This window comes from Actinocrispum sp. NPDC049592, assembly GCF_040675465.1.
GTDB lineage: Bacteria > Actinomycetota > Actinomycetes > Mycobacteriales > Pseudonocardiaceae > Kibdelosporangium.
This window is the reverse complement of sequence record NZ_JBFAPA010000024.1, coordinates 82428-108914: the sequence shown is the minus strand read 5'-3', so window position 1 is coordinate 108914 and position 26487 is coordinate 82428. Positions and strand designations below refer to the sequence as shown.

Here is a 26487-nt window from a genome sequence, read left to right as displayed (position 1 = left end):
AATCCGTATGTTGATCTTAGACGTACGTGGTCTCGCCGCGGTCACGGAGTATCTCGGTGAGCCGTTTGATGTCCTGCGCCCTGGACCGGTTGCAGACAAGCACAGCGTCCGGGGTGTCGACGACGATCAGGTCCCGCACACCGAGCGTGGCCACGAGACGGCCGCCTGCGGGCAGAACCACCAGATCGGATGAGTCGACCGACACGACCTTGCCGGCGTCGGGCGAGGACACCACGCGGGTGCCGTCCACGGAAGTGGCGAGCAGCTCACCGAGCGTCTCGAAGTCGCCGATGTCGCTCCAGCCGAAGTCACCCGGAACGGTGGCGACCAGACCCTCTTCGGCGGCCGGTTCCATCACCGCGTATTCAACGGCGACCTTCGGGATCGACGGCCACAACTCGCCCACCACCGAGTCCCGGCGGTCGGTGTCCCACAACGAGGCGATCTTCGCGACCGGCGCGTACACGTCCGGGCGGCGCTGCTCCAGCTCGCGCAGGAAAACGTCGGTCCGCCAGACGAACATGCTGGCGTTCCACAGGTACCGCCCCGAAGAGACGTACTCCGTCGCGACCTCCAGCGACGGCTTCTCCTTGAACTCCAGCACCTGCTGCTGCACGCCGAGCGAAGCGGTCGCCGAGCACTGCAGGTACCCGTAGCCGGTCTCCGGCCGCGTTGGCGCGATGCCGATCGTCATCAACTTGCCATCTTCGGCGCCGCGGACCGCCTCGAGCACGGTCGCGGAGAACGCCGGGATGTCGGCGATCAGGTGGTCGGCGGCGAAGGAGGCCATCACCGCGCCGCCGCTGCGCTGGTGGATCACGGCGGCGGCCAGCGCGATCGCGGCGCACGAGTCCCGCGGCAGCGGCTCCACCAGGATGTTGACGTCCGGCAGTTCGGGCAGCTGGCGGGCGACCGCAGCGGCGTGCGCGGTGCCGGTGACGATGTGCACCCGGTCGGGCGACACCAGCGGCACCAGCCGGTCGTAGGTGGCCTGCAGCAGGGACCGGTCGGTGCCGGTCAGCGGGTGCAGGAACTTCGGGTTCGTCGCGCGGGAGAGCGGCCACAACCGGGTCCCACTGCCACCGGCGGGCACGACCACATGCAGATCCACCGCGCCACTCTAACGTCGCCCAGATGGGCCAAACGCACCAACTAGAGTTCGGGTGTGCTCACCCGCGTATGGACCCCCGGCTACCTGCTGGACATGGTGTCCGTGCTCGCCCCGCTGCGCCGGGGAGCGGGTGATCCCGCCTTTCAGTACGGCGCCGACGGCTCGGTCTGGATGACCGGCAACACACCGGCCGGCCCCGGCACCCTGCACCTGACCCGCAAGTCCGACGAGGTGCACGCCGAAGCGTGGGGCGAAGGCGCGGATTTCCTGCTGGACGGCGTGCCCGCGCTGCTCGGCGCCGACGATGACGACGAGGGGTTCGTCGCCCACCACGACCTCATCGCGGAGGTCCGCCGCCGTATGCCGGGCCTGCGGCTGGGCGCGAGCGGACGCGTGTGGGACGTGCTCGTGCCCGCGATCCTGGAACAGAAGGTCACCGGGATCGAGGCCCGCCGGTCCTGGCGGGAGCTGTGCCGGTGGTTCGGCACGCCCGCACCCGGCCCGATGCGGTTGCGTGTGCCGCCCAGCCCCAAAGCCTTCCTGTCGATCAACGACTGGGACTGGCACAAAGCGGGCGTCGACAGCGCCCGCCGCCGCGCGATCATCGCCGCCGCGCAGGTCGCCGGCCGCCTGGAGCGCACGGTCGAGATGAAGGGCGTCGAAGGCCGCGAGTTCCTGCGCAAGGTCCCCGGGATCGGCGTCTGGACCGCCGCGGAGGTCGCGCAACGCGCCTGGGGCGACCCGGACGCGGTCAGCTTCGGCGACTTCCACATCCCGTCGGTGGTCGGTTACGCCCTGCTCGGCCGCAAACTCGACGACGCGGGCATGTTCGAGGTGCTCAAACCCTATTCACCGCAACGCCAGCGCGCCGTGCGCTACCTCGAGGCCGCGGGCGTGCAACGGCCCCGCTTCGGCCCCAGGTTCAGCCCGCGCGACTACCGGGCGATGTGAGCCGCCAGGATCATCGGCATCAGGTCCTCCGAACCCTCGGGCAGCCCGTTCACCGGCCACCAGCGCAGGTCGTCCGACTCCTCGCTGCGCACCGGCTGGGCCCCGGTCGGCGCGTGCACCGCGAACCGGACGTCGAAATGCCTGGTCGGCACGCCCAGCGAGCAGGTGATCGGGTGCACGTCCAGGTGGATCGGGGTCGGATCGATCTTCAGGCCCTCGATCCCGGACTCCTCGGTCGCCTCGCGGAAGGCCGCCTCGACCACGCCCGGGTCGGACGGCTCACAGTGCCCGCCCAGCTGCAGCCACTTGCCGACCCGCGGGTGCAGGGTCAGCAGCACGTGCTCGCCGGACGCGTCGAACACGATCGAGGACGCGGTGATGTGTCCGGCCGCGCACTCCCGGAAACAGGAGTCCTCCCGCGCGGCGAGGAAACCCAGGTAGGCCTGGCGCAGCGACTCCTGGCCGGGGTCGAGCGGGCGCCAGTCGGTCAGCAGGGCGGTGGCGTTCTCGTGCAAGCTCACGGGGACAACGTACTCAGGGCCGCCGGACCTTCGTCGTCCCGGCGTACGCGTAGAGCGAGAAGACGATCGCCACCACAGTCGCGGCGCCAGTGGGGAACTTCGAAACGTCAGCGGGAAGGAGGACCACGACGATCCCGGTGACCAGCACCAGACCGGTCAGTACCAACGAGATCGCGCCCACATTGCGGCCAGTGATGACGGCACGCCCTTGCCCGGCGGGGTCGATCCCGATCGCCGAACGCAGCCGCAGCAACGACGAGGCCTGCACGATCAGCACGACCGCGCACAGGATCTCCTGCGGGTAAAGCAAACCCGCGAGCGGCTCATCGATCAGCAGCCGCAGGAACGCGAGCACCACGGCGACGATGAGGAACAACACCGCGTTGAGCACGCAGAAAGCCCGCAGCCGCACCAGTTCCGCCTGGCGCGGCTGCCGGGAGTAACCGCTATTTGGGAGTCCAGTCACTCTTGTCGCCGTCCTTCACACTGGCGTCGGCCATCTTGTCGGTGACCGCCGACGGCCACTGGCCGTTCGCGAACTGGCCGTCCATAGTGGCCTGCTGGTCCAGCTTCGCCTTCTTCTCGTCCAATGTGTTGGCGAAGTTGTTGGACAGCGTAGCGACCGAGGCGAGGAAGGCCACGGAGAACCCGAGCGCGGCGAGCAGGGATGGGACCGTGGCGACCACGGTGGCCGCGCCGACGATGCAGCCGATCATCAGGGCCACGTAGGTGCCGAACGCGATCGCGATGCCGACCCAGAACACCTTGAGCGCGCTGGCGATCTCGTTCAGCGTGGTCTGCAGGGTCTCGGTGATCGTCTTGATCTGTGCCAGCGCCTTGTTCTGCGCGGTCACGGCCTCGCCGTAGCGGTCGGCCGCGTCGCCGGTCCACTCGTTGTCGGTCTCCAGCTGCTCCTTGACCAGCAGGCCGGCCTGGGTGCTCGCGCGGTGGCCGATCTGCTCGTTCCAGCTGTCCCCGGCGGTGCGCAGCGCGCTGGCCGAACCCCGCTCGGTGAACAGCTTCTGGATCTCGGAGAACACCTCGGAGACCTTGTTCGCGCACTTGTCGAAGGCCGACTTGACCGGCCCCTCCAGGAACCCGGGCAGGATGCCCAGGACGTGGTTGACGCCGCTGACGATCTCGTCCCACGCGCCGCGCAGCTTCTCGACCAGCTCGCTGACCTTCGTCAGCGCCTCTTCGAAGGCAGTGTCCACGGACATGTCAGTTCCCCACCTGGATCTGGTTCATGGCGTGGGCCCCGGCGGCGTCCTCACGCTCGTAGGTGTCCGCGGCGGTCTTGAGCGCCCCGGCGATCTTGTCGAACTCGGTGTCCGCGCCCTTGAGCAGGGTCGCGATCCGGTTCTGCAACGTCGTGTAGGACGTCACCAGCCCGTGCGTCTCGGCGGCGTAACCGAACTGGTCGCGGCCGAGCACCAGGTTCTGCGCGGCGCCCGCGGCCGCCGACATCTCGTCGGAGGCGGTGGTCCACTTCTTCGCGTCCGAGCGCAACGCGTCGCACGCGACCGTCACTTCCCCGTGGGTGGGAGGAGCCATGGCTGCTAAGACCTTTCGTTCTACCGGGACAGGCCCAGCTGCCTGCTGAGCGCGTGGGGGTCACTGGCCAGTTCCGCCAGCCGGGCGATCGACGGCGGCAACGGCACCGCCGCCGCGGGCGTTTTCGGCCTGGCGGCACGGAAAGCGCTGAGCACCTCGGCGCGGATCTCGGTGTGCCGGGCGTTCGCCGCCCAGGTCGAGTCGATGTCCACAGCGGACACCTGGCCGTTGGCGAACCCGACGGTGACCCGTTGGCCGCCGCTCTCGCCGTGGCTGGTCGTCTTCGCGGACGCCCTGAGCTGGGCGGTGTAGGTCGCGAGCTCGCTGTCATAGTTGGCGAACAGCTGCATGACCTCTTTGACGAGGTTCTCGGCGACCGGGCTGTCCGGGTCACCGTTGGCCGAAGGCGCCTCCCGCGTCACGAAGTTCGGCCGCGGATCGTCCAAGTCGAACTGTGCGGCCTGTTCGGTCACGCGCTGGGCGATCGCCTCGTTGGCCGCGGTCAGGATCGCCGGCCCGAGCTGTCTGGGCGGCACCGACTCGCGCCAGTCCCGTGGAATGACCACATCGGACACCACCCCGTGCTCGTCCACCCGCACGGTGATCTCCGCGCACTCCTCATCGGGCTCGCCGAACCGGCTCCCCCAGCCACCGCCACGTCCGTCCGCCATCGATGCTCCCTTCGGGTCAGCACCGCTGTGACGCAGCCGGTTCGCTGTCGGTTCCCCTCGATTCCCGTTTCCCGGCCGGGATGGGCAACGGGAGACGCCTTCTCCTGGCCGACCTGCGGTTTTACTGTCGTCGGGGGCGACGTGCGGGGTGGCGGGCAAGGCAGTTCGAGTACCTCGCGGACGTCGAGGTGATCCAGCATCGTCCGGACGGCGGCGAAGGCATGCCTGGCCTGCACACCTCCGTCACCAACATCACGACCGGCGAGACCGTGGCCCGGCCGGTCACCGACGGCGCCGGCCGGTTCCAGTTGCCGGACCTGCGGTTCGGCACCTACCAGGTGACGTCCGGATTATCGCCAGCAGCAGCGGGGAGCAGCGGCTGACCGTCGCGCCTCGCCCTCAGAGCTCGACCAGGCCGTCCCCATAGTCCCTCGGCGGCCTGGGCGACAGGGGGGAGTCCGCTGGGTAGCCGATCGCGACGGCGCCCAGCGGTTCCCACTGTTCCGGCAGGCCAAGGACTTCCCGGACCACGTCGGCGCAGAAGATGGTGGACGACACCCAGCATGACCCGATGCCTTCGGCGGCCAACGCGACGAGCAGGCCCTGCACCGCGGCGCCACCGGCGATGGTGAACATCGTGCGCTCGGCCTCGGTGCGGTAGGCGTCCGAGTAGGTGTGCGCGCCCTCCCTGACCAGGAACGGCACCACGATTTCCTTGGCGCCGTAGAGCAAATCGCCGCGCCGAACCCGCTTGTCGATGCGTTCCTCGGACCAGCCGTCGGCGGCCAGGTCCGAACGCCACTTGGCCCGCATGGCATCCAGCAGGGCCTGTCGGCGCTCGCGGACGTGCACGAACCGCACCGGGCGGGTGTGGTGCGGCGCGGGCGCTGTCAAAGCGACGCTCACCGCTCGCCGGATCGCGCCCTCAGGCACCGGTTCGTCGCTGTAGAACCGCACGGAACGCCGGAGCAGCACGGCTTCCTGGCGGCCCTGCGTGATCGCTTCGTCGGTGCCGAGCCGGAACAGGTCCTCTTCCGCCGGGCGCACGAGATCCGCCGCGGTCGAGCCGTCGTCTACACGCGACAGTCCACGGACGACGGCCACCGGCATGCCACCGGTCTTGCCTTTGACCAGGTCCGCCGCACCGGCGATCTCGTCGGCGACGGCGACCTCGGTGACCACGAGCTCGTTGCCCTGCCGGTCGATCTGGCCCGCGTACCGGTGCAGCACCGGGAACCCGGCCGACCCGATGGCCATGTCGGTCTGGCCGATCCGCCACGTGCGGCCCATCGTGTCGGTGATGATCACCGCGACCGTCACGCCGAGTTTTGCTGCCAGGCCCGCTTTCAGCGCCGCGGCCGAGGCGTCCGGGTTCTCCGGCAGCAGGGCCAGCTCGTCACCGGCCACATTGGACGCATCGATCCCGGCCGCCGCCTGCACCAGGCCGATCTTGTTCTCGGTGATCAGCGTCCGGTTCTTGCGGGCCAGGATCCGCACGGCCTCGGCCAGGACCAGCCGCCGGCGTTCGGCGTCGCGCGCCTCCGGGTCGGCGGGCACGGTCACCAACCGTCCCTCTACTTTGGACACGATCTTGCTCGTCACCACGAGCACATCGCCGTCCTGAAGCCACGGTGCCGCTTGCGCGATCGCCGCGGCGAGATCGTCACCGGGGCGGAACTCGGGCAGCCCGGCCACCGCCAGGATCTCGACCTTGCCCTGGCTCGCGTGGTCGCTCATAGGGTGAGACCAGCCATTTCCAGCGCGGCACGCGCCATCTCCGCGGTCGCGCCGACATCCGTCATCAGCAACGGAACCGCGCGCACCGCGACGTTCGGGACCTCTGCGGACTCACCGGTGTGCACGAGCCAGGCGTCCAGCACGCCCTCGTCGGAACACTGCCGGGAACCGTAATACTGGCCGACCGCGGCGGCCGACGTCTCCACCCCGATAGCGGACAGGCAGGCATCCGCCATTCCCCGCACGGCCTTCCCGCCGATGATCGGCGAAAGCCCGACAACCGGCGCGGCGGTCTTCCGGATCGCCTCCCGCATCCCCGGCACGGCAAGCACAGTCCCCACCGAGACAACCGGGTTGGACGGCGCCAGCAGAATGACGTCGGCGCCCGCGATCGCGTCCAGCACACCCGGCCCCGGCTTCGCCTCCTCGGCGCCCACCGGCACGATCGAATGTGCGGGCAGCTCGGCCTTGTACCGGATCCACCACTCCTGGAAGTGAATCGCCTTCCGCTCACCCTCCGGCGTGTCGACCACGACGTGGGTCTCGACCCGGTCGTCGGTCATCGGCAGCAACTTCACCCCCGGCTGCCACCGGTGACACAACGCCGCGGTGACATCCGACAGCGGATACCCGGCCCGCAACATCCGGGACCGCACCAAGTGCGTCGCCGTATCGCGGTCACCCAGACCGAACCACTCGCCGTCCGCGCCATACGCGGCCAGCTCGTTCTTGACGGTCCAGGTCTCATCCTTGAGACCCCAACCGCGAACCGGATCGATCCCCCCGCCCAGGGTGTACATGCACGTGTCCAGGTCCGGGCAGATCCGCAACCCGTGCATCCACAGGTCATCACCGGTGTTCACCACCGCCGTGACCTCGTGCTCGGACTCACCCGGCCCGATCGGCGGCAGACCCAGCAACGCCTTCACGCCAAGCAGGAACCGGGCACCCCCGACCCCGCCAACCACCACAACGACCTTCACTCCGCCGATCCTTGCATGTGTCGTTGGTGGGGCGGCGGAGGTGGCGGTGTTAGTTGGCCCTCGGTGGTTCTGTCTTCGCTGGGGCGTGGCGGTGTTCCGGGAGTCGGATGCGCTCCGGCGTCGACTCGGGTCAGGGGCGGGGCCGGCTGGTTGGGTACTGGACGGTCCAGTTCCGAGGGTGGGGTGGTACTAGGCGGTCCAGTACTGGTTGGCAATGGGTGGGGCGCTTGAGCGATGGCGGTACTGGACGGTCCAGTTCCAACGTGGGTACTGATCGGTCCAGTGCCGTTGGGTGTGGGCCTGGCTCTGGAAGGCGGCCTGGCTCTGGGAAATGGAGCGGCCCTGAATGGACCGACCCTGGGAATGCACCAGCCCTGCGATTGGATCGGCTCTGCGATTGGATCGGCTCTGCGATTGGATCGGCTCTGCGATTGCACCGGCTCTGGGAATGGACCGGCTCTGGAGATGGACCGGCTCTGGAGATGGACCGGCCCTGGGAAGCGGCCCGGCTGGGGGTGAAGCGGTCCGGGTACTGGACGGTCCAGTCTCGGCGGACAGGCGGGTACTGGTCGGTCCAGTACCCGTACCCGGCTCGGCGTTTGGTACTAGACCGTCCAGTACCCGATAGCGCGATGGGTACTGGACGGTCCAGTTCTGAGGGGTGAACGGTACGGCTTCGGCGAGCCTCCGTGGGCAGAGCAGGCTCTGGAGCTGGCCGGGATACGCGAGGCCGGGGAGTGATGCCCGGGCAGCGCGCAGGCCGCTGGCGTGGAAGCCGGGGAGTTCGGAGATCGGGCGTGCAGAGGCCGTCAGCGCGCGCCGCCGTGAGGTGCGGAGACCGGGCGTGGGGAGGCCGGGCGCGGGAGACATGGCGTGCCTTCCCGCGTTGTACCTCGACGCGCCCAGGACGTGCAACTCGCCGGTGCCCGGCCGTGGCGTCGGGAAACGGGGCGTGGCAGACATGGCGTGGGGAGACCGGGCGTAGGAGACATGGCGTGGGGAGACTGGGCGCAGGAGACAGGGTGCGGAGATCGAGGTGGAGTCCCCGCACCGCTGTCGAGCTTCGCGCCAGTACTGGACGGTCTAGTTTCGAGCGGCCCTTGGGGTACTAGGCGGTCTAGTTCCCGGCGGATGGCCGGTACTGGGCGGTCTAGTACTGGCTCGTGGGGAGGGCCATGATTTGGCGGAGGTTGACGTTGGGTGGGCGGCTGGTGGTGTAGGCCACGATGTCCGCAAGTTCGTCGGCGCTCATGGGCTGCATGGAGGCGACGTACTCGTCGAGGAACGCCTTGCCCTCCTCCCGAACGTGATCAACCAGCTCGGTCGCCACCATCCCCGGCTCGATGTTCGTCACCCGAACCCCCAACGGCCCGTAAGTGGCCCGCAGGTTGTTGGACAGGTGGGTCACCGCGGCCTTGGTCGCCACGTACACGTCGTACTCGGGGAAAGTCATGTGCGCCCCGACCGAGGAGATGTTCACCAGGTCCGCCGGCCCGTCGGCGGTCAGGTCGTCGTTGAACGCCTGGGTCACCCGCAGCAGTCCGAGGAAGTTGGTGTCCACCATCCGCTGCCACTCCGCGAAGTTCCCCTCGGTGACCGGCCGCGGCAGCATCACCCCCGCGTTGTTGACCAACAGGTCCACCCGCCCGAAGGCCGCGTGCACCGCGGAGACAGCAGCGGCGATCGACGAGTCCGAAGTCACGTCCGCCGCCACGGCGATCGCCTGACCGCCGTCCGCGTTGATCTTCTCCGCCAGCTCCGTGATCCGGTCCAGCCGCCGGGCCAGTAGCGCCACGCGGGCGCCGTTGGACGCGAGCACACGAGCCGTCGCCGCACCGATCCCGCTTGCCGCACCGGTGACAACCGCCGTCCGCCCCGCCAGGTTCTCGTAGTTCGTCATGGCACCAACCTGCCGCCGCCGCGCGCACCGAACGAGGCCCCGGTTTGCCTGGTCACCCACAACCTGGTTCTGGCAGGGCCACCTTAAGCACCGCCGCACCCTGCACACTTGGGGTATGAGCAACGAGCTGGGGGAGTTTCTGCGGACGCGGCGGGCGAGGATCAGCCCTGAGGAAAAGGGTCTTCCACGTGGGGAACGGCGGCGGGTTCCCGGGCTGCGGCGGGATGAGCTCGCGCGGCTCGCTGGGGTGAGCGTCGAGTACTACACGCGTCTTGAGCAGGGGCGCAGCCCGAACGTTTCCGACTCGGTGCTCGACGCCATCGCCGGAGCTCTGTCCCTCAACGACATCGAGTCCGAGCACCTGCGTACCCTGGTGCGCCCCACGCGGCGCGCGCGCCCGTCGCCGCGCGGGGCCAAAAAACTTCGCGAGCCGATCCTCGCGATTCTCGACCAGGTCGACCGGATTCCCGCGTTCGTGCTCGGCCCTCGTCTGGATGTCCTCGCGTGGAACCGGCTCGCGGACGTGCTCTACCGGTTCTCCGAGGACGACCTGCATCTGAACATGCCGCGCCGGATCTTCCTTGACCCGCAGGCGGACGAGCTGCACCCGGAGTGGGAGTGCGCGGCCGCGGACACCGTTGCGGTACTTCGTTATGTCGCCGCGCGTGACCCGGAGGACGCCAAGCTGGCCGCCCTGGTCGGCGAGCTGTCCATGCGCAGCCAGCGGTTCCGGGAGTTGTGGGCCCGCCATGACGTCAAGGAGAAGTCGTTCGGCCCCAAGGTGGTCAGCCACCCGTTGGTCGGCCGGATGGACTTCGCCTTCGAGTCCTTCCCGCTGGCCGGTGAGAAGGACCTGATGCTCGTGATGTACGTGCCGCGTCCCGGGTCGGAGTCCGCCGACAAGCTGGCGCTGCTGGCCAGCTGGTCAGAAACGTTCCCAGAACCGGAAGATGAAGTCGCCCCAGGCGGCGGCGTTGCTGGACCCGCCGATCGCGTTGAACACTGACGAGATCAGCGAGAAGAACGCCTGGCCGACCGGCTTGAGCCCGATCAGCACGGCGAACAGGATCAGCGGCGCCCACGGCCTGGCCTTGGCGCCGAACGCCTGCGCCTTGTAGGACAGCCACGGCTCGATCGCGCCCCAGCCGTCCAGCCCCGGCACCGGCAGGATGTTCAGCACGAACGCCATGATCTGCAGCAAGGCCAAATAGGACAGTGCGGCCGGCAGCGGGTCGACCACGAACGACGACGTCGAGGGCCCGTCGAAGAACACGTTCACCGACACCGCCAGCAACAACCCCAGCGCCAGGTTGCTGAACGGCCCGGCCAGCGACACCAGTGACTCGACGCGTTTGGTGCGCAGCGCGTGGTGGTTGATCCAGACCGCGCCGCCGGGCAGCGGGATGCCGCCGATGAGCACGAACAGGATCGGCAGCAGGATGCTGAAGACCGGGTCGGTGTAGCGGCGGATGTCCAGGTTCAGGTAGCCCTTGGACCGCACCGACCAGTCGCCGCCCTTGTAGGCGACGATCGCGTGGCCGAACTCGTGCAGGCACAGCGACACCGCCCAGCCGCCGATGACGATGAGCACAACGCCTGTGGTGTAGGCGAATTCGTTCTCCAGGACGGCCAGCGCGCCGCCGAGGACCGTGGCCGCGAGCAGGCCGAGGAACACCGGGCTGGGCCGCACATGTTGTGTCCGCACGGGACCAGTCTGTCAATGCCCTGTGAGGCTGGTGTGATCCACCCCAATCTGAGACGAACCTGAGAATCATCACCCGATCGGTCAAAGATGTGGCCTTTCCTGGCCAAACACTGTCACCCGGGTGGGTCTTTCGCTTGACCCGCTGGGACTACACGGGTGTAATCACAGAGATGTCATTCGCCGAATGGGAGGGCGAATGGTGTCCGCCAACCGGGGAGTGCGGAAGGCGGGGAGGTGGACGGACATGATGGCTGACGAAGGGGACCGAGTCGTGGAGTGGGGGGACGCGCCCACCGAGGATCTGGGCGTCCTGGTACATCTCTTCGACACGGCTGACGACGAGCAGGAATGGCAGGAACGCGCGCTCTGCGCGCAGACCGATCCCGAGGCGTTCTTCCCGGAGAAGGGCGGCTCCACCCGGGAGGCCAAGCGCATCTGCCAAGGGTGCGAGGTGCGGTCCGAGTGCCTCGAGTACGCCCTGGGGCACGACGAGCGCTTCGGCATCTGGGGCGGGCTGTCCGAACGGGAGCGCCGCAAGCTGAAGAAACGCGCGATCTAGGTATCACCCGGGGGTGTAACGCCCAGGGCGTCTCGTACGGTGTCTACTCGCCGGTAGGAACTGTACGGAGGTGATCGGGTGGCCGCGCGCGGGGCGTTCCAGGCACCGCCGGTGCTCCGGACCGTGCCCGTTCTCGCGATTCTGGTCTGCCACAACGGACAGGAGTGGCTGCGGCTGGCGCTGTCCGCGTTGCGCCGCAGCACACCGAAGCCCCGGCACGTGGTGGCCGTGGACACCGGATCGTCCGACGACACCGCGCGCATCCTCGCTTCGAGTGCCGACGTGATCGACGGCGTGCTCACGCTGGATCCTGAAACCGGTTTCGGGCAAGCAGTTGCCGCGGCGGTGGACTACGGCGTCGAGCGGTGGGGCGATCCGGGCGGCTGGGTCTGGCTGCTGCACGACGACTGTGCGCCCGAACCGGACTGCCTGGGCACATTGCTGACCGCGGCGGAGCTGTCGCCGTCGGCCGGGGTGCTCGGCCCAGTGGCGCTGGACTGGGAAGATCCGCGGCTGATCGTCGAGGCCGGGCTGTCCACCGACGCCTCCGGGCACCGGCAGACCGGCATCGGGTCGGGTGAACTGGTCCGGGCCAACCAGATCGAGCAGAGCAGCGAGGTGCTCGCGGTCTCGTCGGCCGGGATGCTCGTCCGGCGCGATTTGTGGAACCAGTTGGACGGTTTCGATCCAGCACTGCCGCTGGTTTTCGACGATATCGACTTCGGCTGGCGGGCCAACCGGACCGGGGCGGTCGCATTGTGCGTCCCGGCGGCCCGAATTCGCCATGCCCGCGCGTTGTCCCGCGGTTCGAGATCATCTTCGGCGGACGCCGCCGCGAGATCGCATGGGATACGCACCTTCCTGGTGAACTGTTCGTTTTTCTCTTTCGCCGTCGGCATTCCCCGGCTGGCTTTGCTGTGTTTGCTGCGAGCCCTGGGTTTCACGCTGCTGCGCCGGCTTTCCGCGGCCCGCGGCGAGCTCGTGGCGCTCGGCCGGATGCTCGGCGGGCGCCTTGGCCTGCTGCGGGCGCGTTCGGCCCGCTCAGGGCAGCGCGGGAACGTGCGCGGGCTGTTCACCAGCCGGACCACGCGGTTGCGGAACATGATCCGCGCCGGGATGAGCCAGCTGGTCCGCCGCCGCGTCGAGGCGGACGCGGCGCTGGGACGCTTGCCAGAGGGGCCTGAGGCGGTCTGGGTGCCGCCGGAGGAAGGCCCCCGGCCGGTTGGCCCGGACGCGTTGCCCGCCGGTGCGCTACGGCGGTCAGGGCCGCGCAGGTCGGCAGGTCTTCGCCGGCCGCCGAGCGCGGTGGCCGTGCCGGTGCCGAGGCCGTCCGGTCGTCGCCCCTCGCCCCGGCCGCGGCCTTCGCCGGTGCCACGGGACGGGAGCCCGGCGCCCGCGCCCGATCTCCTGCTGGTTGCGGTGGATCGCGGACGGGTGCTCCGGCAGATCCTGCTCGCGCCGCCGTTGTTGCTGGTCCTGGCGTTGCTGGTGGTCGCGTTCGCGGTCAACTGGCAGCGGCTGGGTCTCGACGTGGTCGGCGGGCGGTTGCTGCCGGTGGCCGATCCCTGGGCCGAGTACATCGCCGCCTGGCATCCCGTCGACGGGGGAACGGCGTCGCCCGCGCCTGCCGCCCTTGCGGTGCTTGGGCTTCTCGGCGGCAAGGCCGGGCTGCTGACGTTGCTGGACATGCCTCTCGCGGGACTCGGCGCGTACCTGGCGACCCGGCGGCTGCCGGTGCGGCGAGGTGCGCGGGCGTTGATCGCCGGGGCGTACGCGTTGCTGCCGCCGGCTTTCGTTGCGGTGGCTGAAGGCCGGCTCGACGCCGTCGTGGTGCACATCCTGTTGCCGCCTGTGGTGGCCGGTGTGGTGTCCGTGCTGACTCGGGCCACGCGGTCGTGGTTGTCTTTGGCCGCAGGGTCTTCGCTGGGGCTAGCGGTGCTAGGGGCGTTCTCTCCGTTGGCGCACATCATCGTGCTGATGTGCGCGCTGGGCGGGTTCGTGGCCGTTGGCGGGCAACGAGGGGATGGGCGTCGGCGGGCGGTGGCGCTGTTCCTGATCGTGTTGCTGCCGTTGGGGTTGCTGCTGCCATGGCCTGCTGTCGTGTTGCAGCACCCAGGCGTGGTGTTGCAGGGCGTCGGGGCTTGGGTGCCCGAGAGTCCGTTGGGGCCTTGGGTGTGGCTGGGGCTCGTCGTTGTTGCTGGGGTGGTCGTTGGGGTGGTGTGGCGGCCTCGGCGAGGGGCTCTGCCTGGGCTCGGGTTGGCCTTCCTGGGGCTCGCCGGGGTGGCTGTGGTGCGTTTTCTCACGGCTTCGCCGGTGGCCGGCGGACCCGACCAGCATGGGTGGCTGGGGACGCCGCTGATCGTCGTCGGGTGGGGGCTGCTGTGGGCGCTGGCTGGGGTGTGCGGGACCGGTTTTCCCTTGCGGCTGGCCGTTGCCGGGGCTTTCGGGCTCGCCGTGCTGGCTGTTGGCGCGTTCTACTTCCGTGCCGGGCCGTTGACCTCGGGTACTGGGGTTCAGCTGGCCTCGTCGCCGACGCATGAGATCGCGACGACCGGGCGGGCGGTGCTGATCCTGTCCCGTGGCGACGAACCCGCGCGAATGGCCGCCGGTCGCATGCCCGCGTACGGGGACGATGATCTTGCTCCGGTGGCGTCGGCGGCCGCGAGGCTGCAACTCTGGGACACCGAACTCCGCTCCACCTCACCAAAAGAAGCCGTCGCCTCGGCCGCCGCGGCAGGCGTCGTCTTCGTCGTCATGCCGGACCGGCAAACCTCGGCGGCGTTGCAGGCCGCCGCAGGGGACCTCGTCTCCCCAGCAGCGTCCACTTCGGACGGTCGCCCCATCCTGCGCCTGCAACCGGCCGCCGGGATCGCCGTCCTGCTCGCTCCCGAACAGGCCAAACTCGCCGTCACCGGCGGCGCCCCGCCCACCGTCCTGGGCACCGGCGGTGTCGTCCCCGTCGACGCTCAGCTGCCCGACATCGCCCTGCGCGTCTCCGACGGCAGCGACGGACGGCTCCTGGTGATCGCCGCCGCCGAGGAACCCGGCTGGCGCGCTCAGATCAACAACAAACAGGTGGCCGTCGTCCGCGCCTGGGGCAACCTCGTCGGCGTCGCCGTCCCCGCTCGCGCCGCGGACGTCCGCGTCGAGTACTCCTCGACGCTGCGGGCGTTCCTGCTTCTGATCCAGGGCGCGATCCTGCTGTTCACGCTGATGACCGCCATCCCCGGTCGGCGCCGGGTGACGTAGACCACTCAGGCGCTGCCCTCGATGGCGTCCGGGTCCACGCCGAGGTAGTTCGCGATCTGTTCCACCAGAACGTCATGCACGAGGTCGGCGAGATCCACGCTGTCCTTGGCGCGCGCCTCCAGCGGCCGCCGGTAGAGCACGATCCGCGCGGAGGTGGGGTTGCCGCGGCGGTCCATGCCGGCGGGCACCAGCCGGGCCAGCGGGACGCCGCCGTCGGCGAGCACGCCGTCGGGGGGCGGTGCTCCGGGGGTGCGGGACTCGATCTCGGGCACGTCGTCGACCGCCACGTCCAGCTTGGTCAGCTCGGTGCGCCAACGGGCCTCAATCGGCTCCAGCGCCTCCAGCACGAGCGCGTCGAACCGTTCGGCCCGGGTCGACGCGGCAGGCAGCGACATGGGGATCAGGGGGCCGCGCAGCCCGCGGCCATGCCGGTCCCGGCCGCGACCGCCCCGGCGGCGCGCACGGCGTGGCATGACCACTCAGACCTCCCTGCAGAACAAAGACACTAGGACGAACAGGGTACTGGGGGGCGTGTCGCCGGTGTGCCTGCCTGCCCGGCGAACGGAAACGCGCTATCGTCCACGTTCGTGCGGAACGTTCGGCGTTGTTCACGGACCGGGTGCGTCAATCCGGCCGTCGCGACGCTGACCTACGCCTACGCCGACTCGACCGCGGTCGTCGGCCCGCTGGCCACCTACTCCGAACCGCACAGCTACGACCTCTGCGAGCAGCACGCGTTGCGGCTCACCGCGCCGAAGGGCTGGGAGGTCGTGCGGGCGGACGGCGAGTTCGCGGCCCCCGAGCCCAGCCACGACGACCTGACAGCGCTGGCCGAGGCCGTGCGCGAGGCGGGCCGCCCGGACCGGCCGGTGGAGACACCCGACCCGTCCAGCGCGAACGGCCGCCGGGGTCACCTCAGGGTGCTGCCCGATCCCGTCGTCGAGTAGACCGTCGAATAGGCTCACCCGCGAAGTTCATGGCGACCCCGGGAGAGTCCTGTGCGTGACCTGTCCGCTGTCTTCAAGGCGTACGACATCCGCGGCCTGGTGGGCGAGCAGCTCGACAGCGACCTTGTCCGTGAAGTGGGCGCCGCGTTCGCCCGGCTGGTCGGCGGCCCGGCGATCGTCGTGGGCCACGACATGCGTGACTCGTCCCCCGGCCTGGCCGGCGCGTTCGCCGAGGGCGTCACCCGGGAGGGCGTCGACGTCGTGTCCATCGGCCTGGCCAGCACCGACATGCTCTACTTCGCCTCGGGCGAGCTGAACCTGCCCGGCGCGATGTTCACCGCGAGCCACAACCCGGCCGCCTACAACGGGATCAAGCTCTGCCGTGCGGGCGCCGCCCCGGTGGGGCAGGACAGCGGCCTGGCCGACATCCAGCGGGATGTGGAGCAGGGCTTCCCCGAGTCGGGCGCCACACACGGCGCGGTCGACGAGCGCAACATGCTCTCCGCGTACGCCGCCTACCTCAACCGGCTGGTCGACCTGAAGAACATCCGCCCGCTCAAGATCGTCGTGGACGCGGGCAACGGCATGGGCGGCTACACGGTCCCCGAGGTGTTCGAGGGCCTGCCGATCGAGATCGTCCCGATGTACTTCGAGCTGGACGGCAGCTTCCCGAACCACGAGGCTAACCCGCTCAACCCGGACAACATCGTCGACCTGCAGGCCAAGGTGCGCGAGGTCGGCGCGGACGCGGGCGTCGCGTTCGACGGCGACGCCGACCGCTGCTTCGTGGTCGACGAGCGCGGCGAGCCGGTCTCGCCGAGCGCGATCACCGCCCTGGTCGCCACCCGTGAGCTGGCCAAGGAGCCGGGCGCCACGATCATCTACAACCTGATCACCTCCAAGGGCGTGCCGGAGATCGTCGCCGAGCACGGCGGTGTCCCGGTGCGCACCCGCGTGGGCCACTCGTTCATCAAGCAGGAGATGGCCAGGACCGGCGCGATCTTCGGCGGCGAGCACTCCGCGCACTACTACTTCCGCGACTTCTGGCGCGCCGACACCGGCATGCTGGCCGCGCTGCACGTGCTCGCCGCGTTGGGCGAGCAGGACGGCCCCCTGTCCGAGCTGACCCGTGAATATGCCCGCTATGCCGCGTCCGGGGAGATCAACTCCACCGTGGACGACCAGCGCGGACGCATGGCCGCGGTCAAGGACGCGTTCGGTTCCCGCGATGGCGTCACCATCGACGAGCTGGACGGTCTCACCGTCGAGCTGCCGGGTGGTGCCTGGTTCAACCTGCGCCCGTCGAACACCGAGCCGCTGCTGCGCCTGAACGTCGAGGCACAGGACGCGGACGCGGTGTCCGCTCTGCGCGATGAGGTGCTCGCACTCGTGCGGGATTGAGGCAAGCTGGACAGGACAAGGGAGGGATAGCGTGGCTGTTCAACTCGACCAGAAGTTGCTGGACATCCTGGCCTGCCCGTCGGACGACCACGCGGCGTTGCGGCCGGGCACCCCGGATGACCCCTCGGCGGACGTTCTCACGTGCACGTCGTGCGGCCGCCAGTACCCGGTGACCGACGGCATCCCCGTGCTGCTGCTCGACGAGGCGACAGAGCCCACCACCGCGGGCGAGTGACGTCCCGATGCCCGACGACACCCTGCTGGACGACCCGGCCAGGCTGACCGAGGCGGACACCGACGGCCTGCTGCGGGCCGCCGCGCTGGCCGGTGCCCAGGCACGCTCGGTGGTCGAGGCGGCCGAGGAACGCGGTGTCGCCGAGACCCTGCGGGACTTCCGGCCGCGAGCGCTGATCCTGGTCACCCGGCCGGGGCACGGCCGGTCCATCGCCGACCTGCTGGTCGCCCTGGTCGGGCCGTCCTGCCCGATCCCGATCGTGCTCGCCGAACAGGTCCCGGCCTGGGTGGGCGCCCTCGATGTGGTGATCACCCACACGGAGGACCCCGGGGACCACGAGCTGGCCGAGTCGATCGGGCTGGCGACCCGCCGCGGCGCCACCACCGTGCTCACAGCCCCGCCCGACGGCCCGGTGGCCGCCGCCGGCGCCGGGCGCGCCCACCTGCTCGAACCCCGGGTGCCCGTGCCGCCCGGGTTCGCGTTCCCGCGGGCACTGGCCGCGGGCCTGTACGTGGTCAAGACGCTGGGCATCCTGCGCACCGACCTGGACGTGCTGGCCGACGAGCTGGACAAGGAGGCCGAGAAGAGCCACCTCGCCCACGAGTCGTTTGTCAACCCGGCCAAATCACTGGCTCTGCGCCTGAGTGATCGAGTCCCGCTACTGTGGGGACTGGACCCGGCGGGCACAGCCGTGGCCCATCACGCGCGGCACGTCCTGGCCGCGCATGCCGGGTTCGTCTGTGATGTGGGCTCATATGCCGACGCCCAGACCAGGTTCGTGCTGCACCGGGCGGCCGTCCGGGCGACCTCGGGTCAGGGTATCTTCGACGATCCTGATGATTTCGCGGGTGACCCCACGGCCATGCTGAGGGTGCAGCTGCTGGCGGTCAGTGCCGGACCGGCCGCGGATGCGGCGCGGCACATGGCCGCGGACACGCTGCCGGGCGCCGACGTGCTGGTGCCCGCGGAGGAGGTCACCGCGGACGAGCCCGTCCGGGCCGCGGTGCTGGCACTGCGCTTCGAGCTCGCGGCGCTGTACCTCGGCCTGGCGGCCGGGACGATCGGCGGGTCAGGACGGTACGCCCCGGCCGGGGTGTGAGCGCCAGGGTGGCGCACCAGGGGTGCCCCTCGGGGCGGCGCCCGACTAGAGGAGTGGGAACGAGTGGAGTTGCTGCGCAACGCTGTGCGGCCCTATGCATGGGGGTCGCGCACGACCATCGCCGAGTTGCTGGGGCGGCCGGTGCCGGCACCGCACCCGGAAGCGGAGCTGTGGATGGGAGCGCACCCCGGTGACCCGTCGCACGTGGGCGACCGCTCGCTGCTGGAGATCGTCGACGCCGACCCGATCGGCCAGCTCGGCCCCGACTGCGCCGCGCAGTGGGGCAACCGCCTGCCGTTCCTGCTCAAGATCCTCGCCGCGGACGAGGCGCTCAGCCTGCAGGCCCACCCCTCGGCCGAGCAGGCCAAGGAGGGCTACGAGCGGGAAGAGGCCCAGGGCATCCCGCGGGACGCGAAGAACCGCAACTACCCGGACCCGACCGCCAAGCCCGAGCTGGTCTGCGCGCTGACCGAGTTCCACGCGCTGGCCGGGTTCCGTGACCCGCACCGGACCGTGCGGCTGCTGCGGCAGCTGGAGACGCCCGGGATGAAGGCGTACACGGACCTGCTGGCCGGGCAGCCTGACTCGAACGGCCTGCGTGCGCTGTTCACGACGTGGATCACGTTGCCGCAGACCGCGTTGGACACGTTGCTGCCGGAGATGCTGGACGCGTGCGTGCTGCACGTGAAGGAGCATGGCGAGTTCGACCAGGAGTGCCGGACCATCCTCGAGCTGGGCGAGGCGCACGAGGGCGACGCGGGTGTGCTGGCCGCGTTGCTGCTCAACCGGGTCGCGCTGGCGCCGGGCGAGGCGATCTTCCTGCCCGCCGGCAACCTGCACACCTACCTGCACGGCACGGCCGTGGAGATCCTGGCGAACTCGGACAACATCCTGCGCGGCGGGTTGACGCCGAAGCACGTGGATGTGCCGGAGTTGTTGCGGGTGCTGGACTTCACCTGCGCGGACATGCCCGTGCTGTCCGGGACCGCGGTCGACACCGGGCATTGGCGGTACCCCACGGACGCGCTGGAGTTCGAGCTGTCCCGCCTGGAGTGGGCGCCGGACGAGTCGCACGAGGGCCTGCTGGCCTCCTGCGGGCCGCAGATCGTGATCTGCACCGCCGGCGGCGTGGTGCTCCAGGCTGAGGGCAAGAAGGTCGAGCTCGGCCGTGGCCAGTCCGCCTGGCTGGCGGCGTGCGACCCCGACGCGCGGGTGACCCCGGTCCCCGGCGCGAGGGCCCAGGTCTTCCGCGCCACCGCGGGCGGTTAGGGTTCGTCCGGACAATCCGGACTCCAGGGAGGGCACGTGTCGGCAGGTGGCGGGACTCGCGCGATCATCGCGGCGCTGCTGGCGAACGCGGGCATCGCGGTAGCCAAGTTCGTCGGGTTCCTCGTGACGGGGTCCTCGTCGATGCTGGCCGAGTCGGTGCACTCGGTGGCGGACACCTCCAACCAGGGCCTGCTCCTGCTGGGCCAGCGGACCTCCCAGCGGGCGGCGGACCGTGACCACCCGTTCGGCTACGGGCGGGACCGGTACTTCTACTCGTTCGTCGTGGCCCTGATGCTGTTCACCCTCGGGTCGGTCTTCGCGCTGTACGAGGGCATCCACAAGGTCGAGGCGCCCGAGCCGCTGGAGTCGCCGATCGTGGCGGTGCTGATCCTGGTGGTCGCGATCGGCCTGGAGAGCTACAGCTTCAAGACGGCCATCAGCGAGTCCCGTTCGCTGAAGGGCGGCCTGACGTGGTGGCAGTTCATCCGCCAGTCCCGCACCCCGGAGCTTCCCGTTGTCCTGCTTGAGGACGCCGGTGCCCTGCTGGGTCTGATGTTCGCCCTGATCGGCGTCGGCCTCGCCGTCGTCACCGGCGACCCCGTGTGGGACGGCGTGGGCACGATCATGATCGGCGTGCTGCTCGGCATCATCGCCGTGATCCTCATCGTCGAGATGAAGAGCCTCCTCATCGGCGAAGGCGCCACCCCCACCGAACTGGACACCATCGTCGACGAACTCGCCGCCGGCCGCGTCGAACGCGTCATCCACATCCGCACGCAGTACCTCGGCCCCGAAGAGCTCCTGGTGGCCGCCAAGATCGCGTTGAGCCCCGGCCTGTCCACCGAGGAAGTGGCCCAGGCCATCGACGACGCCGAGCTGCGCGTGCGCACCAAGGTCCCCTCCGCCCGCCTGATCTACCTCGAACCCGACCTCGACCGCACCCCCACCTCTTCGTAGCCGTCAGGAGTTCAGCGACCAGTCGGCGTCGCCGTCCTTGACGGTGGCATCGCCGTAGGTACTCGACAGCGGGTCCGGCCAATGGCCACGAGGGAACGCACTGTTGTCGACCGTCTCACCATGCACGATGGTGAGCTGCTGGGCCTGAACGACCAGAACACCGCTCAGAGCGACGATCGCGCTCCAGATCATTGCGCTGTTCACACCAGCTTCTTCCACGACCAACGCTGCGCCCGCCCACGAGAAGACAGCCGAGCTGAAGGCCGCGATCCCGACCACCATCGCGGCGATGAACTTGGCCAAGATGAGCGCGATGGCGAGGTAGAACAACAGCCCTGCACCGGAGCAGTAGAACAACGCCTGGGCGACCTTGTCGGCGATCGCAGCGATCTTCGCGGCGGCGTCTCCCTGCGGCTTGATACTGGCCTTGTACGCCGTGGCTCCCGAGCCGGTCCAGCTGGTGACCGCGGGCATCGCTTCCGGCTTGAGCTGGCCGGTCACACCGTTCGCGAGACCGCGGACGTCCTGCCAGTCAATGGCGCGGTTGAAGAAGCAGATCGGTGCGGCGACTCCGACGAGTGCCTCTTTGATCTTGTTGAGCAGCCACTTGGCCAGTTCGCAGATCTTCGTCGCGCACCACTCGATCGCGTCGCCCATGAAGTCGGGGACATACCAGTGATCCATCGCCGCGCGGGCGGCTCGGGGCACCTCGTCGATCTTGGCCGCGAGATCGGTCATCCCCTTGTTGATCTTTCCGAGCACTTCGTTGAACTGAGCCTCGCTGAATTCCACGGTCGCCCCCTCAGTAGATGTTCTTCAGCTTGTGGACCTTCGCGGTCTCTTCGCTCTCGTACGTGTCGGCGACCGAGCGCAATGTCCTTCCGACTTCAGACATCCGTTCTGATCCTTCGTGGGAACGGGCGATGATCTGGTCGATGGCCAGGCCGTAGGCGTCGAAGATGACTTGGAAGACACCGGCCTCGATCCGGGTGAGTCGCAGGCCGTCCGCCTTGTCCGCGATCTTGGTCATCTCCGCAGACTCCTCGTCCCAGACACCTGCCTCCTTTCGCAGTGCCTCAGTCGCGACTTTCACTTGTTCGGCGGTGGGCGGTGCCATGCCGGTCCCCCTTCAGTCGGCAAGATGGCGCGGGTCGCCAAGAATTGTCATCACTTCGGCGAGCAGACCGTCCAGGCCATCCGATGGGACCGCCGCTGCCGGCTGCGTACGGAGTTCTTGTTTGGCCGTCTGAAGTGCTTGCCCGAGAGCGTTCATCAGACGAGCCGCGGTTTGGTCAGCCGTCCAACGTTGATCCGCGGTGACCGCGGTCATTCCAGTCTTGGACAGGGTGATGGTGAGTTTTCCGCTCAGGTCGGAGCCGCTCGCTGTGGTGTTCTCCGGTGTCTTGGCAACGGCCGTCACGCCGTCGAAGGCCTTGAACACGTCCTCGGCGACAACACCGACCGGACGAGGTCGCTCTACTGGCGCAGGCTTGCGGAAGGCGGCCGGTATCCGTCCGGTCGGCTGGCCTTGCCTGAGCCGGTCCGCACAGTCGCGCCAGCCATCGTCGGTGAGGACCTGGGACCACTTCTGCATCCGGTCACCGATAGCGGCGTGGAAGGCGTCCATGACCGCGACACCGAACGAGTCCGGCTCGATCCGCCGGTCCCAGTCGTTCTCCACCCGAAAGGACTCCGGCAAGCCGTCATGATCGATCGTCACACGGACGGCCCCGGTCCGGTCCGCCCCGGTGGAATGGGTGGGTGCATGGGACTGAGCGGCTGTCATCAGTTCGTGCAGTGCCGAGGTGTACTGCTGCAATTGACTGAACTGAGCCGACAGGTCGTCGGTCACGGTCGTTTCTCCTTGGCCGCTGATCGGGTGATTTCCTGAACCACTAGAAAGATCGCTATCAAGCTGAAGATCAGCTGAAGCCACGGCCCTTGAGGGTCGCCGGACATGTCCGTCAGCACGATCGTCACGAGCAGGCCCGCGCCGATCGCGAGTGCCAGCAGGATGCTGAGCCGCAGCAACCGGGGCACCCGGCCGGCCAGCACGACGGTCAGCATGCACAGGGCGAGCAGAAGCATCATGACGGTGACGAGCACGAATGAGCCGGTGTGCCCGAAGGCCTGCCGCCCTAGTGGTTGTGGGCTCCCATTCGCCCACACCACGAGGATGGTGCCCAGCTGGATCTCGCCCATCAGTCCCCACATCAGTGCAACGGTTCGGCGATTGCGGGCTGCTCGGTCCGCACTTTTCACGCTGGGTCTCCGGTCACTCGGGGCATTCAGCCGACCACCCTCCGACGCTGGCGCCCCTACATCGGTTCCCTGCGCGGTACCGTTTCACCGCCTTCGAAAACGAACCACCTCAGTCCCGGCGGCGAAGCCGAATGCTTTTGTCGACAGTCCCGTTCGGCTGTTTGTTGTCCGCCACCTCGCCTTCGACGTAAGCGCGAGGGGAATGATTCGCCGAATAGCGAAACGGCAGGGCCAGTCGGCGGGTACAGCTCCAAATGGTCGGCAAATGCGTGAATGTGAAGATCGGCTCGGCTCACATCACGATTCCGTCACCCGGTCACCCGGTTGCGGGGAACGGGCCTGGTCGCCTGCTTGGTTGATCCCATGAAGGTGGTCGCAGGACGTAGTCTCTTGATCACGCGATCGGGCGTGCGAGTGTGTTGGGAGGCGACGGTGCCGGGCACAGGGTTGTGGCGGACGAAAACGGTCGAGCAGTCGATCTCGGATACTGACGAGCCGGACACCAAGCTCAGAAGGAACCTGAGCGCGTGGGACCTGACGGTGTTCGGTGTCGCGGTCGTCATCGGGGCGGGGATCTTCACCCTCACCGCGCGGACGGCGGGGGACTTCGCGGGGCCTTCGGTGTCGCTCGCGTTCGTGCTCGCGGCGATCGCGTGTGCGTTGGCGGCGTTGTGCTACGCGGAGTTCGCCTCGACTGTGCCGGTCGCGGGCAGCGCGTACACGTTCTCCTACGCGACGTTCGGTGAGCTGGTCGCGTGGATCATCGGCTGGGACCTGGTGCTGGAGTTCGCGGTCGGCGCCGCGGCGGTGGCCAAGGGGTGGTCGGCGTACCTGCAGGTGGTGCTCGGCTACCTGTTCGGCGGCACGGTCGAGACAGTGGTCAAGGTCGGCGGACTGGAGATCGACTGGGGCGCGCTGCTGCTGGTCGTCGTCCTCGCCACGCTCCTCACGTTCGGCACCAAGCTCTCCTCGCGGGTCAGCCTGGTGATCACCGGGATCAAGGTCGCCATCGTGCTGTTCGTGATCTTCTTCGGGATCGCGTACATCAAGTCCGCCAACTACTCCCCGTTCGTGCCGGCCGCGGCACCGCCGACGGCGACCACGTCCACGGGGGTCGACCAGTCGCTGTTCTCGCTGCTGGCCGGTGGTGGCAGCAGCACGTACGGGATCTTCGGTCTGCTGGCGGCCGCGTCGCTGGTGTTCTTCGCGTTCATCGGGTTCGACGTCGTGGCGACCACCGCCGAGGAGACGCGCAACCCGCAACGGGCTGTGCCGCGCGGAATCCTGGGTTCGCTGGCGATCGTGACCGTCCTCTACGTCGCGGTGTCCCTTGTGGTCTCCGGGATGCTGCCCTACCAGAAGCTCTCGACGAACGCGGATCCCGCCGGCCGCAAGACATTGGCGACCGCGTTCTCGGCCAACGGGGTCGACTGGGCGGCCAACGTGATCTCGGTCGGCGCCCTCGCCGGTCTGACCACAGTGGTCATGGTGCTGCTGCTCGGCCAGGTCCGGGTGGTCTTCGCGATGTCCAGGGACGGTTTGCTGCCAAGGGGTCTGGCCAAGACCGGCAAGCACGGCACCCCGGCCCGCGCGACCATCGTGATCTCCGTCCTGGTGGCTCTCGCGGCGACGTTCTTCGCGGCGGACAAGCTCGAGGAGATGGTCAACGTCGGCACCCTGTTCGCGTTCATCCTCGTCTCGGCGGGCGTGTGGGTACTGCGGCGGACGCGGCCGGACCTCTCGCGCGGCTTCCGGGTGCCGTGGGTGCCGGTGATCCCGATCCTGGCCATCCTCGCCTGCCTGTGGCTGATGCTGAACCTGACCGTGCTGACCTGGCTGCGGTTCGTCGCGTGGATGGTGCTCGGGTTCATCGTCTACTTCGCCTACAGCCGCCGGAACTCCGTGCTGGGCAAGCGAATGCGCGACGAGGAGAAGGTCTGACCGAAGACTTGCCCACGGGGCAAGCGTTCACGAGATGGGGCGATAGTTCGACCGGATCAGCGCCTCGTGCGCGGTCGTGGTGGTTACCTTGGCGGTGATCCGACTGCGAAGGAGCCACCATGACCGCACCCGCCGAGAGGAGTCGGCTGATGGACATCGCCTGTGTCGACGTCGGCTCCACCTGGACCAAGGGCGCGCTGGTCTCGCCCGAGGGTGACCTGCTGGCGACCGCGCAGACCCTGACCACGCCGTGGAACGTGCTGGACGGCATGGAGACCGTGCTCGAGGAGATCGGCAGGCGCAAGGACCTGCTGGTCTGTTCCTCGGCAGGCGGCGGGCTGCGGCTCGCTGTGGTCGGTCAGGAGCGGCTGATCAGCGCCGAGGCAGGCTACCGGGTCGCGCTCTCGGCAGGCGCGAAGGTGGTGCACGTCTTCGCCGGGTACCTCGAGCCGCCGAGTATCAAGGCGCTCAAGGAAAGCCGCCCCGACGTGGTGCTGCTGGTCGGCGGCACGAACGGCGGCGACGACAAGGCCCTGCTGCACAACGCCAAGGCCATGGAACGGTTCCGCATCCGCGTCCCCATCGTCCTGGCGGGCAACGTCGAGGCGCAGCCCAGGGCGCTGGCGGAGATGCCGCGCCGAACCGTTGTCCCCACGGCAAATGTCCTGCCGGACGTCGGCGACCTGGACCCGCAACCGGCGCGGGCGGCCATCCGGGAAGTGTTCCTCGACCACGTCATCGGCGGCAAGGCCCTGTCCCGCGGGCCGACGTTCCGGAGACTCGTCAAGATGGTGACGCCCGACGCCGTGCTCACCGGCGTCTCGCAGCTCGCGAGCGAGGACGCGGTCCTCGTCGTCGATGTCGGCGGCGCCACAACGGATGTCTACTCGTCAGTGTCCACAAAGGACGCTGGAACCAGCGCTGTCGCCATGCCGGGCGACATGCGCACGGTCGAGGGCGACATCGGGATGCGCTTCTCCGTCAAGGGAATCGTCGCCGCCGCCGAGGCCGACCGGCTGATCAAGCCCGGCGAACTGAGGAAAGAGGCCGAGAGGCTCGCTGAGGAGATCGACTTCACCCCGCAGGACGAGGACCAGCTCGCCGTCGACCTCCGGCTCGGCACGCTGGCGGCCATCGTGGCGATCCGGCGGCATCTAACACTGTTAGAGGGTCGGCTCGGGCCCAAGGGCGCCGGTCTGCTGATCCTGTCCGGTGGGGTGTTCCGGCACGCCGACGACCTGACCTCGGTGATCACCGAGCTGCGCCGCGACCCGGTGTTGCGGCCGGTGCTGCGCAACGCCAAGGTCGTCGTCGATCATGCCTACGTCCTCGCGCCGGCCGGCCTGCTCGTCAACGCCGGGAATCCGGCCGCGGCCAGGCGCCTGCTGGAAACAGTTGGGCGCGTTGACCGCCTGTCACCGCTTGGTTAGCTTTC

28 protein-coding genes are annotated in these 26487 nt (G+C 69.1%); 13 read left to right on the top strand and 15 right to left on the bottom strand.

Annotation, left to right across the window (positions count from 1 at the left end):
- Positions 1-16 precede the first annotated feature (16 nt).
- On the bottom strand, positions 17-1111 hold the full coding sequence (locus AB0J95_RS44265; RefSeq protein ID WP_364771732.1) for a mannose-1-phosphate guanylyltransferase: 1095 nt from the start codon (positions 1109-1111) through the stop codon (positions 17-19).
- A 93-nt stretch (positions 1112-1204) separates the two neighbouring features.
- Between AB0J95_RS44265 and AB0J95_RS44260 the strand changes: the two genes are divergently transcribed.
- Positions 1205-2062 (top strand): DNA-3-methyladenine glycosylase 2 family protein, encoded by an 858-nt coding sequence (locus tag AB0J95_RS44260; RefSeq protein WP_364771971.1) that lies wholly within the window; start codon positions 1205-1207, stop codon positions 2060-2062.
- On the opposite strand, the gene AB0J95_RS44255 is transcribed toward AB0J95_RS44260, so the two are convergent.
- Genes AB0J95_RS44255 through AB0J95_RS44235 form a run of 5 tightly spaced genes read right to left on the bottom strand, consistent with a single transcriptional unit; the run spans position 2047 to position 4808 of the window.
- On the bottom strand, positions 2047-2583 hold the full coding sequence (locus AB0J95_RS44255; protein WP_364771730.1) for an NUDIX domain-containing protein: 537 nt from the start codon (positions 2581-2583) through the stop codon (positions 2047-2049). The genes AB0J95_RS44260 and AB0J95_RS44255 overlap by 16 nt on opposite strands.
- A gap of 13 nt (positions 2584-2596) precedes the next feature.
- Positions 2597-3049 (bottom strand): hypothetical protein, encoded by a 453-nt coding sequence (locus tag AB0J95_RS44250; RefSeq protein WP_364771728.1) that lies wholly within the window; start codon positions 3047-3049, stop codon positions 2597-2599.
- Entirely contained in the window at positions 3030-3803 is a 774-nt protein-coding gene (locus AB0J95_RS44245) for a hypothetical protein (protein ID WP_364771726.1), read from the bottom strand. Before AB0J95_RS44245 ends, AB0J95_RS44250 begins: the two co-directional genes overlap by 20 nt.
- Position 3804: 1 nt before the next feature.
- Entirely contained in the window at positions 3805-4137 is a 333-nt protein-coding gene (locus AB0J95_RS44240) for a type VII secretion target (protein WP_364771724.1), read from the bottom strand.
- Positions 4138-4157: 20 nt separating this feature from the next.
- Positions 4158-4808, bottom strand: coding sequence for a hypothetical protein (locus AB0J95_RS44235; protein ID WP_364771722.1), 651 nt, complete (start codon positions 4806-4808; stop codon positions 4158-4160).
- Positions 4809-4996: 188 nt separating this feature from the next.
- Between AB0J95_RS44235 and AB0J95_RS44230 the strand changes: the two genes are divergently transcribed.
- Entirely contained in the window at positions 4997-5191 is a 195-nt protein-coding gene (locus AB0J95_RS44230; protein ID WP_364771720.1) for a hypothetical protein, read from the top strand.
- 16 nt (positions 5192-5207) lie between these two features.
- On the opposite strand, the gene AB0J95_RS44225 is transcribed toward AB0J95_RS44230, so the two are convergent.
- The 3 genes from AB0J95_RS44225 to AB0J95_RS44215 form a co-directional block, all read right to left on the bottom strand.
- On the bottom strand, positions 5208-6545 hold the full coding sequence (locus AB0J95_RS44225; RefSeq protein WP_364771718.1) for a coenzyme F420-0:L-glutamate ligase: 1338 nt from the start codon (positions 6543-6545) through the stop codon (positions 5208-5210).
- Entirely contained in the window at positions 6542-7528 is a 987-nt protein-coding gene (gene cofD, locus AB0J95_RS44220; RefSeq protein ID WP_364771716.1) for a 2-phospho-L-lactate transferase, read from the bottom strand. Before cofD ends, AB0J95_RS44225 begins: the two co-directional genes overlap by 4 nt.
- A 1150-nt stretch (positions 7529-8678) precedes the next feature.
- Complete coding sequence (locus AB0J95_RS44215) at positions 8679-9428, bottom strand: SDR family oxidoreductase (protein ID WP_364771714.1); 750 nt, start codon at positions 9426-9428, stop codon at positions 8679-8681.
- 115 nt (positions 9429-9543) lie between these two features.
- On the opposite strand from AB0J95_RS44215, the gene AB0J95_RS44210 reads away from it, so the two are divergent.
- Positions 9544-10434 (top strand): helix-turn-helix transcriptional regulator, encoded by an 891-nt coding sequence (locus AB0J95_RS44210; RefSeq protein WP_364771712.1) that lies wholly within the window; start codon positions 9544-9546, stop codon positions 10432-10434.
- On the opposite strand, the gene AB0J95_RS44205 is transcribed toward AB0J95_RS44210, so the two are convergent.
- Positions 10354-11133, bottom strand: coding sequence for a site-2 protease family protein (locus tag AB0J95_RS44205; RefSeq protein WP_364771710.1), 780 nt, complete (start codon positions 11131-11133; stop codon positions 10354-10356). The two genes, AB0J95_RS44210 and AB0J95_RS44205, sit on opposite strands and share 81 nt — an antisense overlap.
- 247 nt (positions 11134-11380) lie before the next feature.
- Between AB0J95_RS44205 and AB0J95_RS44200 the strand changes: the two genes are divergently transcribed.
- Positions 11381-11692: a WhiB family transcriptional regulator gene (locus AB0J95_RS44200; RefSeq protein WP_364771708.1), complete on the top strand. Its 312-nt coding sequence runs from the start codon at positions 11381-11383 to the stop codon at positions 11690-11692.
- 78 nt (positions 11693-11770) lie between these two features.
- The gene (locus tag AB0J95_RS44195) at positions 11771-14941 is read left to right on the top strand and encodes a glycosyltransferase family 2 protein (protein ID WP_364771706.1); all 3171 of its coding nucleotides are present in this window, start codon (positions 11771-11773) and stop codon (positions 14939-14941) included.
- 5 nt (positions 14942-14946) lie between these two features.
- Here AB0J95_RS44195 and AB0J95_RS44190 read toward each other — a convergent pair whose 3' ends face one another.
- The gene (locus tag AB0J95_RS44190) at positions 14947-15414 is read right to left on the bottom strand and encodes a metallopeptidase family protein (protein WP_364771969.1); all 468 of its coding nucleotides are present in this window, start codon (positions 15412-15414) and stop codon (positions 14947-14949) included.
- A 114-nt stretch (positions 15415-15528) separates the two neighbouring features.
- On the opposite strand from AB0J95_RS44190, the gene AB0J95_RS44185 reads away from it, so the two are divergent.
- From AB0J95_RS44185 to AB0J95_RS44160, 6 genes are all read left to right on the top strand, one after another.
- Positions 15529-15888, top strand: a complete 360-nt coding sequence (locus tag AB0J95_RS44185) for a DUF3499 domain-containing protein (RefSeq protein WP_364771705.1) — start codon at positions 15529-15531, stop codon at positions 15886-15888.
- A 51-nt stretch (positions 15889-15939) separates the two neighbouring features.
- Entirely contained in the window at positions 15940-17289 is a 1350-nt protein-coding gene (locus AB0J95_RS44180; protein WP_364771704.1) for a phosphomannomutase/phosphoglucomutase, read from the top strand.
- 31 nt (positions 17290-17320) lie between these two features.
- Positions 17321-17524, top strand: coding sequence for a Trm112 family protein (locus tag AB0J95_RS44175; RefSeq protein WP_364771702.1), 204 nt, complete (start codon positions 17321-17323; stop codon positions 17522-17524).
- Positions 17525-17531: 7 nt separating this feature from the next.
- Complete coding sequence (locus tag AB0J95_RS44170; protein WP_364771700.1) at positions 17532-18623, top strand: hypothetical protein; 1092 nt, start codon at positions 17532-17534, stop codon at positions 18621-18623.
- Between the two features lie 63 nt (positions 18624-18686).
- On the top strand, positions 18687-19892 hold the full coding sequence (manA, locus tag AB0J95_RS44165) for a mannose-6-phosphate isomerase, class I (protein WP_364771698.1): 1206 nt from the start codon (positions 18687-18689) through the stop codon (positions 19890-19892).
- A gap of 36 nt (positions 19893-19928) precedes the next feature.
- On the top strand, positions 19929-20849 hold the full coding sequence (locus AB0J95_RS44160) for a cation diffusion facilitator family transporter (RefSeq protein WP_364771696.1): 921 nt from the start codon (positions 19929-19931) through the stop codon (positions 20847-20849).
- Positions 20850-20852: 3 nt separating this feature from the next.
- Here AB0J95_RS44160 and AB0J95_RS44155 read toward each other — a convergent pair whose 3' ends face one another.
- From AB0J95_RS44155 to AB0J95_RS44140, 4 genes are read right to left on the bottom strand one after another with little or no spacing between them, the layout of a single operon-like run.
- Positions 20853-21641, bottom strand: coding sequence for a hypothetical protein (locus tag AB0J95_RS44155; protein WP_364771694.1), 789 nt, complete (start codon positions 21639-21641; stop codon positions 20853-20855).
- Positions 21642-21651: 10 nt separating this feature from the next.
- Complete coding sequence (locus tag AB0J95_RS44150; protein WP_364771693.1) at positions 21652-21966, bottom strand: hypothetical protein; 315 nt, start codon at positions 21964-21966, stop codon at positions 21652-21654.
- Between the two features lie 12 nt (positions 21967-21978).
- Positions 21979-22701, bottom strand: a complete 723-nt coding sequence (locus AB0J95_RS44145; protein ID WP_364771691.1) for a hypothetical protein — start codon at positions 22699-22701, stop codon at positions 21979-21981.
- Positions 22698-23063 carry a hypothetical protein gene (locus AB0J95_RS44140; RefSeq protein ID WP_364771689.1) on the bottom strand — a complete coding sequence of 122 codons (366 nt, stop codon included), beginning with the start codon at positions 23061-23063 and terminating at the stop codon, positions 22698-22700. The genes AB0J95_RS44145 and AB0J95_RS44140 overlap by 4 nt, the downstream gene beginning before the upstream one ends.
- Before the next feature lie 480 nt (positions 23064-23543).
- Between AB0J95_RS44140 and AB0J95_RS44135 the strand changes: the two genes are divergently transcribed.
- Positions 23544-25052 (top strand): amino acid permease, encoded by a 1509-nt coding sequence (locus AB0J95_RS44135; protein ID WP_364771687.1) that lies wholly within the window; start codon positions 23544-23546, stop codon positions 25050-25052.
- A 119-nt stretch (positions 25053-25171) separates the two neighbouring features.
- Positions 25172-26482, top strand: coding sequence for a glutamate mutase L (locus tag AB0J95_RS44130; protein ID WP_364771685.1), 1311 nt, complete (start codon positions 25172-25174; stop codon positions 26480-26482).
- Positions 26483-26487: the final 5 nt, after the last annotated feature.